The following is a 10906-nucleotide window of genomic DNA, read 5'->3' as shown; positions in this document are numbered from 1 at the left end:
GAAAATTGGCAACTACGTATATTTTGGTGTAGCAGATTGTACAGGGCACGGAGTACCAGGGGCTATGGTAAGTTTAGTGGCTTCTTCTGTTCTCAACAAGTGTTTACACGAATTAAAGTTAACAGATACCAATGTTATTTTGGACCACTTGAACATCGAAGTTCCACAGGTATTAGCTAGTGAGAATGAAGAAATACATGATGGTATGGATATCGCCTTGTGTAGACTTGATGTAAACACCTTGCAACTTCAATTTAGTGGAGCCTACCTTAACTGTTGGGTATTTAACGAAACCAGCTCTTTCTTAAATCGTATTCCTACGGAAATGAATTTCAGCGGCAAGAATGGTTTAAACATACTAGAAATCAAAGGAAACCGTAAAGGTATTGGTAAATCTAATGTTAGCTCTAACTTTAAATTGGTTGAATTCCAATTGCAAAAAGGTGATAAAATCATGCTTTCTTCAGATGGTTTCGAAGACCAATTTGGAGGTCCTAAAAACAAGAAATTTAAGCTAAATCAAATGCGTAACCTCGTCTTTGCATACGGTGCCAAAAGTGTAGATGTTCTTCTCCAAGAATTAAGCACTTCTTTCCAAACCTGGAAAGGCAGCAACGAACAGGTTGATGATGTTTGTCTAATGATTGTTGAAATCTAAAAAGCCCCCTTTTTTTTAAACATAAATAGTTTACGTTCTCATTCACTCTCTTTACAAATGATTAATTTTTAATCATTATTTAGATTTAAATTTAATCAAGATTGTATTTTTTAATAAATTTGTAAAGATGACGAAGGGAGAATAAAGCAAACTTCTTCTACCTAATTCTACAGGTAATAGAAGCATTCAACTTCTCATTTTTTAGTTGTCCTTTAAAAGGACGTATCAACTCAGCATCAGCAACATAGAAATATGGCTATAGCTTGCTATGCACTAAATTTTGGAGTATGAATAGTGATAACAGAGCCATTGTTCACATGGATTTGGACACCTTTTTTGTGTCCTGTGAACGCCTGATTGACAGCCGACTCGTGGGCAAACCAATCTTGATTGGAGGAACCAGTGATAGAGGTGTTGTAGCTTCTTGTAGCTACGAAGCTCGCCTATTTGGTATACACTCTGCCATGCCCATGAAAATGGCCAGAGAAAGATGTCCAGATGCCATTATTATTAAAGGAAACAGTACGACTTATACCAAGTACTCAAATATGGTAACTGAAATCATCAAAGAAGCCGCTCCCGTGTACGAGAAAACTTCCGTAGATGAATTCTACATGGACCTTACGGGGATGGATAAGTTTTTTGGATGCTTAAAATACAGCTCAGAACTGCGCCAACGCATTATGCGAGAAACGGGACTCCCCATTTCCTTTGGTCTATCCCCCAATAAGACGGTTTCTAAAATTGCTACCGGAGAAGCAAAACCCAACAATCAAATGCAGGTTTCCAGAGGTACAGAACGCGTATTTTTAAGTCCCCTCTCTGTACGTAAAATCCCTATGGTAGGACTAAAAACCTACCAAACACTCTGTAATCTGGGCATACGTAAAATTCAAACTTTACAGGATATGCCTATAGAAATGATGGAGAGTGCCTTGGGGAAAAATGGGAAAATGATATGGACCAAAGCGAACGGTATAGACAACAGTCCTGTAGTGCAGTACAACGAAAGAAAATCCATTTCTACAGAGCGCACTTTTGATAGAGACACCATAGACATACAAAAACTAACAGCTATCCTCACCGCCATGGCTGAGAATTTAAGCTTTCAACTGCGTAGAGCTGAAAAAGTATGTGCGTGTGTTACCGTAAAAATTCGCTATTCAGATTTTCAAACTCAAAGTGTACAGAAAAAAATTCCCTACACCGCAGCTGATCACGACATCATTCCGTTGGTTTTGGAACTCTTTAAAAAACTCTATACCCGTAGAGTATTGGTGCGCTTAATAGGTATACGCTTGAGTCATTTAGTAAACGGAAACCACCAGATAAGTTTATTCAATGAAAACAGTAAACTCGCCGATTTATACAGCGCCATGGATACTATACGCGATAGATACGGCGATAGAAGTTTAGTAAGAGCCTCCGGTTTAGAAGCCCGTACCATAGGCAGATACAACCCTTTCAAAGGAGAACCACCCATGTTATTAGCCAATAGACGCGTTTAATTTATGTTCAATACGCACAGTAAATATAGTTTACGCTACGGTTTAAAATCTCCCGAATGCATTGTTGACTTCTACAAAGAGGCTGGCTACACCTGTGCTTTTATTACAGACATCAATACCTCAACGGCGGCTTTGAGCTTAAGCAGGTATGCTCAAGAAAAAGAGTTCAATGCAGCTGTGGGGATAGATGTGCGCAACGGCATGGAGCAATGCTACGTGATTTTGGCCACCAACAACAGAGGCTTTCATGAACTTAACACCTTTGTTTCTGAACATCTTCAAAAAGAATTGGAATTCCCTGCTTTAGCTCCCTACTTAAGTAATTGCATCACCATTTACCCTTGGCAAAAAGCGCCCAAAAAATTAGGTCCGAATGAGTGGATAGGTGTTTCTAAAAAGACCCTACAAGACTACAACTGGAAGAAATTAAAACACACGGATAAGACAGTAATCCTGCACTCCATGAGCTTTGCTAACAAGCGTGATTTTAACGCACACAGACTCTTACGCGCCATAGAAAACAACTGTCTGCTCTCTGCCCTACCCGTTTCAGAACAAGCAAATGCCGACGATCTTTTTATAAGTAAAGCAGAACTCTACCAAAGCTTCGCGGAGTACCCAGAAATTATTGCCAACACCGAAGAAATAGCACAAAGTTGTAGCATACATTTCAAGTTTGGTGATGAAGTAGAATCTCAAAATCTAAAAAGCTATACAGGCTCTTGCCAGGAAGATTACGAGTTGGTGAAAAAACTCTGCGCCAAAGGCATGAATGAACGTTATAATGAAATTACGCCCGCCATTACAACACGTGTAGAAAAAGAAATAGAAATCATACGCGAGAAGGAATACCTTTCCTATTTTCTTATTTCCTGGGACATTATCAATTACGCCAGAAACAAAGGTTATTTCTATGTAGGTAGAGGAAGCGGTGCCAACAGCATTGTCGCTTACTTGTTAAAAATAACCGATGTAGATCCGCTTGAATTAGACCTCTATTTTGAACGCTTCATTAACCTCTATAGAAAAACTCCTCCCGATTTCGATATAGATTTTTCTTGGAAAGATAGAGATGATGTTACCCAATACATCTTTGAACGCTTCCCTAACGCAGCATTATTGTGTACTTACAATACCTTTCAATACAAAGCTACCGTACGCGAATTGGGAAAAGTATTTGGTTTGCCCAAGGCAGATATCGATCAGTTAAGTAACGGAAAAAACCTCCGTCAGGTAGATGAAATGGGGCGCTTAGTATTGAAATACAGCAAATTTATAGAAGGACTCCCTTCTCACCTGAGCATACACGCTGGTGGTATTATTATTAGCGAACGCCCCACAAGTTGGTACAGCGCCTGCTTTATGCCCCCCAAAGGTTTTCCAACTACTCAATTTTCTATGCTCGAAGCTGAAGACGTTGGTTTATACAAGTTTGATATTTTGAGTCAACGTGGGTTAGGAAAAATTAAAGACTGTATAGATATCATCCATCAAAATCAACCCCATAACCCACCGCACGACATTAGAGATGTGGCCCATTTTAAGGAAGACCCAAAAATCAAAGAAATGCTCATGAAGGCACAAGCTTTGGGTTGTTTCTACGTAGAATCTCCAGCCATGCGCATGTTGATGATAAAGCTAGAGGTGAAAAGTTATTTAGAATTGGTGGCGGCCAGCTCTATTATACGTCCGGGTGTTGCCCAATCGGGTATGATGCGCGAATATATATTGCGTCATAAAAACCCAGAAAGAAGAAAAGAAGCCCACCCGGTAATGCTGCAAATTATGCCCGAAACCTATGGCATTATGGTTTACCAAGAAGATGTAATTAAAGTTGCCCATCATTTTGGCGGACTCACCCTGGGAGAAGCTGATGTACTACGCAGAGGTATGTCGGGCAAATACAGATCTAGAGAAGAGTTTCTACAGGTGAAAGACAAGTTTTTTGACAACTGTAAAAACAAGGGTTATGTAGAAAAAGATGTGGCAGAAATTTGGCGACAAATAGAAAGCTTTGCAGGCTATGCCTTTGCCAAAGGGCACTCCGCTTCTTACGCCGTAGAGAGTTTTCAAAGTTTGTACTTAAAAGCCTATTACCCGCTAGAATACATGTTGGCCACCATCAACAATTTTGGAGGCTATTACCGCACCGAGACCTATGTACATGAAGCGCGTATGTTGGGGGCTAAAATAGAAGCACCGTCCATCAACAAAGGCTCTTGGCAAAGTTCTATACAGGGAGACACCCTTTATTTGGGGTTTAATTTGGTACATGGTTGTGAGCACAAAGTACTACACAAAATAATGCTCGAACGTCAACGCAGAAGCTTTGAAAATTTCGACGATTTAATTAACCGCGTACACATTCCGCTCGAACAACTTAACCTTATCATACGCATTGGCGCCTTGCGCGACTTTAAAGAAGGGAAAAAAGAGTTGCTTTGGCGCTCGCACTTTTACCACAACACCAATAAACAAAACCATAGAGAGCCCGTACTGTTCTACCCGCCTCAAAAACAATTTACGCTACCCGAGTTACAAGAAGCCCCCTACGAAGCTAGTTTCGAACAGATGGAACTCATAGGTTTTCCTTTGATTAATCCATTTAACTTATCTAAGGAGAATATCCCTCCCCATGTCACCGCCGAAAAACTCTCTAAACACCTGGGCCAAACCGTTATTAGTTTCGGTTATCTCATTACCCTGAAACGCTCTAAAACGGTAAACAAAGACTACATGTACTTTGGTACTTTTATGGACATAAATGGTGAAATGCTAGACACCGTCCACTTCCCTTTTGTAGGCAAAAAGTATCCTTTTCAAGGCAAGGGTATTTACAAATTCAAAGGCGTGGTTAGTGAAGAATTTGGCTACCACACCATAGAGGTAAATCGTATGCGCAAGGTGGCTTTTCAGGATGACCCAAGATATACAGAGGTAGAACACCAAGAAGAACAAGGAAAAGTAGTGACCAACAATTTTACGACAGCTATAGATTTTAAAAAGAAGAAAAAGCAAGCAAACGAACCCCTGCAATAGGGATGGAAATGGCAGCGCCGCAAACCAAATATTTAGTAGCTTACGCTAATAGTTTACGACCACCGGAAGTGAATTTGAAGCGGTAAAAGCTACTTGATATTTGGAGGGTGGACTAAAATGTACAGCCCGTAAAATTGCCCCAATTATAAGAAGAGAAAAATTTGGCAAACTGCCGGTCTATCCGCTTGTAGTTTACTTTTTGGCTCACCACATTACTAAAGCGCCATAAAATTTCTTAGGGCATTTTACTGCGCCAAGTACTGCTGGCCAGCCACAAAGCAAAGCTATCGCTTCTATACCTGTTTGAAAATACATCGCTCAAAACAACTCGCCCTCATACCTATTTTTGATTTTTTTCGAAAAAATTTCAGGTTCGAAACCTCCATTAAATCAGGAAGAAAGCTCATACAAGAAAAACGATTCTTCAAATAAATGCCTAAAACAACATCCAAAACAAGGGTTGAAACGTTGGTATATTAGAACAACAGCTTAGGAAAATTGTTAACTTTCTTGGCTATTGTAAGCAAGGCAAAGTTATTGCGACTAATTAAACAAGTCATACAAACAAAACATGAAAAAATTACTTACCCTATTAATTATTTGCATCGCAACGGCTAGCTGGGCACAACCCAGTCATGCACCCCTTACAAAACTATTGAGTAAACATGTAAGTGCGGCAGGAAATGTAGATTATGCCGCGATAAAAAAAGATATGGGTCAACTCGACGCATACCTCAAAACGCTAGAGACATCAGCTCCCACAGACAAATGGACAGACAACGCAGTAAAAGCATATTGGATAAATGCCTATAACGCGTACACTCTAAAAATGATGCTCAAGCACTACCCTTTGAAAAGCATAACTGATATTAAATATGGTGAGCAAAGCGCTTGGGATTACAAATGGATAAAAATAGGAGGAGAAACTTTATCACTCAACAACATCGAACATCAAAAATTACGTGCAAAATTTAAAGACCCACGTATACACTTTGCAGTAAATTGCGCCTCTTACTCTTGTCCTATCCTACTCAATAAAGCCTACGAAGCAAGTACTTTGGAAACGCAGTTAAATACACAGGCCAAGCTATTTATCAACGATAGTAAGCGCAATAAAATTACGGCAGATAAAATTCAGATTTCAGAAATTTTTAAGTGGTACAAAGATGATTTCGCTTCTGCGGGTAGCATCATTAACTACTTGAATAAATACAGCAAAATAAAAATTAAATCAACCGCTAAAGTAGAATACTTAAGCTATAATTGGAACATCAACGCATAGAGATATGAGCACTTCAACAGAAAAAAAAGAGAAATTACAATCCTTACAAAGACGAGATAGTTATTTGGCCAAAGCGCCAAACCAAATTCAACTCTTGGAAAAAGACAAACTACACGGTACACGCTTTTCTGATAAATTAAAAGAACACAACCAGTTTCCTTTACGCCCCACTAAATTAGAGATCTTACAAGTAAATGTTGGTTACATGTGTGATTTAACCTGTGAACACTGTCACGTAGATGCAGGTCCAACACGTAAGGAGATTATGACCAAAGAAACCATGGAGGATATTCTAAAGGCCATAGACAAAACCGACGTAAAAACTGTTGATTTAACAGGAGGTGCTCCAGAGATGAACCCTCATTTCATTTGGTTTGTAGAAGAACTTACCAAAAGAAATGTACAGACGATAGTTCGTAGTAACCTTACCATATTAGTTTCGAACAAAAAATTCAGAACCTACCCGCAATTCTTTAAAGACCACGGTGTGGAGGTGATTGCATCTATGCCTTGTTATACACAAGACAACGTAGATAAACAAAGAGGTTCTGGAGTATTTAACCGTTCGATTGAAGCCTTAAAGGTATTGAATGAATTGGGATACGGAATGGCTGATTCTGGATTGAACTTACACCTTGTTTACAACCCAGGAGGTCCAAGTTTACCACCTGAGCAAAAATCTTTAGAAAACGACTACAAAGTAAGGTTAAAAGAAGATTGGAATATTAGCTTCAACAACCTTTACACGATTACAAACCTTCCAATTTCACGTTTTCTAGACTTCATTTTAGCAGCTGGAAGATACGAGGAGTATATGGATAAATTAGTGAACGCATACAACCCTGTTGCCGCAGAAAATGTAATGTGTAAAAACACGATTTCTGTAGACTGGCAAGGTAATTTGTACGACTGTGACTTCAACCAAATGTTACAATTGAAGGTAGCTTCAAAGTCACGTCACATCAGTGAATTTGATGAAGACTTACTGGCAGATAGAAATATTATTCTTGGCCAACACTGTTACGGTTGTACAGCTGGAGCAGGTTCTAGTTGTCAAGGAGCAACAACTTAATTAGAATGAAACAGGCATTATTGATACTATTTTCCTTAATCGGAGTTTTAGTCTGGGGTCAAAATGAAATTGACCCCGACTTCAAAACCATGATAGAGAAGAAATACCACTTCCCTACCATATCGCAAGACTCTGCCCAAGATTTATTAGATTCCAATGACGTGTTTTTTTTAGATACAAGAGAACGAGAAGAATACAACGTAAGTCATTTACCAGGAGCTATCTACACGGGCTACGATAATTTCTCATGGTCTGCTCTCAAGGGAATTGACACCAATGCAATCGTCATTGTGTATTGTTCTATTGGTGTGAGAAGTCAGAATATTGCCGAAAAACTAGCTCAAAAGGGCTACCACAATGTTTATAATTTATACGGAGGAATTTTTCTATGGGCCGATCAAGCTAGACCTATGAAAGATAAATCTGGAAAAACAACGAGAAAAGTCCACGCCTACAACAAATTTTGGGGACGTTGGGTAAAAAAAGCACCAAAAGTATATGAGGAAGAGTAGCGTATTGCTTCTATTTACAAAGAACGTAGAAAAAGGAAAGGTAAAAACGCGTTTAGCCGCTACGGTTGGCGACGACAAGGCTTTAGAAATCTATGAACAACTTTTGGATTACACCATAGAATTTACAGATAAACTGCCTTTCCCAAAACATGTCTATTATGCCTGGAATATAGAAGGAGAAGACCGCTGGAGTAAGAATAATTTTGAAAAAAGACTTCAAGTAGAAGGAGATTTAGGCGATAAAATGAAACATGCGTTTCGAGAAAGTTTTAAGCAAGGTATCTCTAAAGTTATCATCATAGGAACAGACTGTGCCGAAATAAATGAAGAAGATGTACTCCGCGCAGAAGAATTATTAGATGAGCATGAAGTAGTTATAGGTCCAGCCTTAGATGGAGGCTACTATTTATTAGCGATGCGTTCTATGCACGATTTCATTTTTGAGAATAAACCTTGGAGCACCGAAAAGCTTTTTGATTTAACCACTAAAGAACTAAAGGACAAAGGAGTTTCCTATGCGCTTTTAGCCCCTAAATCTGATATCGACTATGAAGAAGATTGGATGCGTCCGAATTATATTAATGGAATGAAAGTGTTAAATGACTGAGGAAGTTCCTGCTTTGTTCAACCCTAAAATTGCGGATACTCAATAAAATAGGAAACCAATAGTCTGAACATCCTACTATTTTTTCCTTACCTTAGCTTTAAACACTACAGCATGCTTATAGAAATAAACCCATACAACATCGATCAACGTATTATAAAAGATTGTGTAAACAAGCTTCGCCAAGGAGAAGTTATCATCTATCCTACCGATTCTGTTTATGCCATGGGGTGCGACCTCGAGAGTAAAAAGGGTTTGGACAAATTGGCTGAGTTTAAAAATGTTAAACTAAAAAAATCTCAATTTTCCATTATTTGCAGTGACTTGAGTGATGTTTCTAATTACGTCAAGCAAATAGACAGACCAACATTTAAGTTACTTAAAAGTTCTTTGCCAGGTCCCTTTACTTTTGTAATGAACGCTACCAACGATGTTTCTCGACTCTTTGGAACGAACCGTAAAGAAATCGGTATTCGTATTCCTAACAATGAAATCATTTTGGCTATTGTAAAGGAATTAGGTAACCCAATTGCCACTACTTCCCTACATGACGATGATGATGTTTTAATGGAATACTTTACAGATCCTTATGAAATCTACCAACGTTGGGATGAAAAAGTAGATTACATCATTGATGGCGGAATGGGTAAATTAGAAGCCACTACCGTTGTTGATTGTACAGGTAGCGAACCTGAAATTTTACGTCAGGGAGCAGGAGAGATAAACCTTTAACTAAATAGGAGATTTTCCCACATAAAAATGGAAGGTGCTCAACTCAAGAGCTCCTTAAAAATCATTAAGTTTGTTTCCATGTTAAAAGCGCAAGGAATTATTAAATCTTACGGTAATTTAGAAGTTCTAAAAGGAATTGATTTAAACATATCAAAAAGTGAGGTGGTTAGTATAGTTGGTTCATCAGGAGCTGGAAAAACTACACTACTTCAAATTCTTGGAACCCTTGAAAAACCAGATCAAGGAAGCCTTGAAATAGGTGGCGTGAATCCCTTTAAATTAACCCAAAAATCACTTGCCAAATTTAGAAATGAACAATTGGGTTTCATTTTCCAATTTCATCAACTTTTACCAGAGTTTACAGCTTTAGAAAACGCAATAATGCCTGCCTTAATAAAAGGAACCAACAAAGCTGAAGCTGAAAAAATAGCCAAAGAAATCTTTAAGTTTTTAAATATTGAAAATAGAAACGACAACAAACCCGATGCGCTTTCTGGCGGTGAACAGCAACGTATAGCAGTAGCTAGAGCTTTGATTAATCAGCCCAAAGTGATTTTCGCTGACGAACCTTCGGGGAATTTAGATTCAAAAAATTCTGAAGAATTACACAAGCTCTTCTTTCAATTAAGAGATGAATTTGGTCAAACTTTTGTGATAGTAACTCACAATGAAAACTTGGCAAATATGGCCGATAGAAAATTAGTTATGTCGGACGGATTAATTGTAAATAGCGAACCTGTAACAGCTACAGAAAGTGAATAAAACTGAGATTAAAGAACTTTTAGACTTTAAGTTCAAAGCGTACAATGCTGCTGACTTTATCGGTACGGATCCTATACAAATCCCACATCAATTTTCCCAAAAAGAGGACATTGAGATTAGCGGACTTCTCGTTTCGACAATCGCTTGGGGAAACAGGACCTCCATTATAAAAAACGGAAATAAAATGATGGAAATTATGCGGCAAGAGCCTCATGATTTCATCCTGAATTACACACCTTCTCAAATTGAGGAGTTTGACTTTGTTCATCGAACCTTTAACAAAGTAGATCTGGATTTTTTCTTTCGAGCACTTCAAAATATTTACCGCAATTTGGGTGGACTAGAAGCCGTGTTTAAATCGCACAATGATTACCCCGGAGCAATGGGGAGAATCATAAATTTTCGCGATGCGATGTTGAGTACGGAGCACGAAAAGAGAAGTGAAAAACATTTATCTAATCCTGCTAAAAAAAGTGCGGCGAAACGCATTAACATGTATCTAAGGTGGATGGTAAGAAAGGATAACCAAGGAGTAGATTTCGGAGTTTGGGATTCCATCCCCTCTTCAGAACTCATGCTTCCACTTGATGTTCACACCGGGAATGTTGCCCGAAAACTTGGTTTATTAAAAAGAAAACAGAACGATTGGACCGCACTGGAAGAGCTTATGACCAATTTGAGGAAATTCGATAAAACGGATCCTGTAAAATATGATTACGCCTTGTTTGGACTAGGTG

At 38.7% G+C, this 10906-nt stretch carries 10 protein-coding genes; all 10 read left to right on the top strand.

The window, feature by feature from the left end:
• The coding region (locus tag AC22ZQ_RS08655; protein ID WP_318958383.1) for a PP2C family protein-serine/threonine phosphatase at nt 1-658 on the top strand (658 nt) is incomplete at its 5' end.
• Nucleotides 659-945: 287 nt separating this feature from the next.
• Complete coding sequence (gene dinB / locus AC22ZQ_RS08650) at nt 946-2166, top strand: DNA polymerase IV (RefSeq protein ID WP_318958382.1); 1221 nt, start codon at nt 946-948, stop codon at nt 2164-2166.
• A 3-nt stretch (nt 2167-2169) separates the two neighbouring features.
• Nucleotides 2170-5205 carry a DNA polymerase III subunit alpha gene (locus tag AC22ZQ_RS08645; RefSeq protein WP_318958381.1) on the top strand — a complete coding sequence of 1012 codons (3036 nt, stop codon included), beginning with the start codon at nt 2170-2172 and terminating at the stop codon, nt 5203-5205.
• 571 nt (nt 5206-5776) lie between these two features.
• Nucleotides 5777-6487 carry a DUF547 domain-containing protein gene (locus AC22ZQ_RS08640; protein WP_318958380.1) on the top strand — a complete coding sequence of 237 codons (711 nt, stop codon included), beginning with the start codon at nt 5777-5779 and terminating at the stop codon, nt 6485-6487.
• Nucleotides 6488-6491: 4 nt separating this feature from the next.
• Nucleotides 6492-7559, top strand: coding sequence for an arsenosugar biosynthesis radical SAM (seleno)protein ArsS (gene arsS / locus AC22ZQ_RS08635; RefSeq protein WP_318958379.1), 1068 nt, complete (start codon nt 6492-6494; stop codon nt 7557-7559).
• 5 nt (nt 7560-7564) lie between these two features.
• Nucleotides 7565-8071: a rhodanese-like domain-containing protein gene (locus AC22ZQ_RS08630; RefSeq protein WP_318958378.1), complete on the top strand. Its 507-nt coding sequence runs from the start codon at nt 7565-7567 to the stop codon at nt 8069-8071.
• Complete coding sequence (locus tag AC22ZQ_RS08625; protein ID WP_318958377.1) at nt 8058-8678, top strand: TIGR04282 family arsenosugar biosynthesis glycosyltransferase; 621 nt, start codon at nt 8058-8060, stop codon at nt 8676-8678. The genes AC22ZQ_RS08630 and AC22ZQ_RS08625 overlap by 14 nt, the downstream gene beginning before the upstream one ends.
• Before the next feature lie 111 nt (nt 8679-8789).
• Nucleotides 8790-9407, top strand: coding sequence for an L-threonylcarbamoyladenylate synthase (locus AC22ZQ_RS08620; RefSeq protein ID WP_318958376.1), 618 nt, complete (start codon nt 8790-8792; stop codon nt 9405-9407).
• A 78-nt stretch (nt 9408-9485) separates the two neighbouring features.
• The gene (locus tag AC22ZQ_RS08615; protein ID WP_318958375.1) at nt 9486-10169 is read left to right on the top strand and encodes an ABC transporter ATP-binding protein; all 684 of its coding nucleotides are present in this window, start codon (nt 9486-9488) and stop codon (nt 10167-10169) included.
• A partial coding sequence (locus AC22ZQ_RS08610; RefSeq protein ID WP_318958374.1) for a TIGR02757 family protein occupies nt 10162-10906 on the top strand: 745 nt, incomplete at its 3' end. The genes AC22ZQ_RS08615 and AC22ZQ_RS08610, both read left to right, overlap by 8 nt.

The sequence above is a fragment of the Lishizhenia sp. genome (genome assembly GCF_057456495.1).
This window is presented reverse-complemented; position numbering and strand designations above follow the sequence as displayed.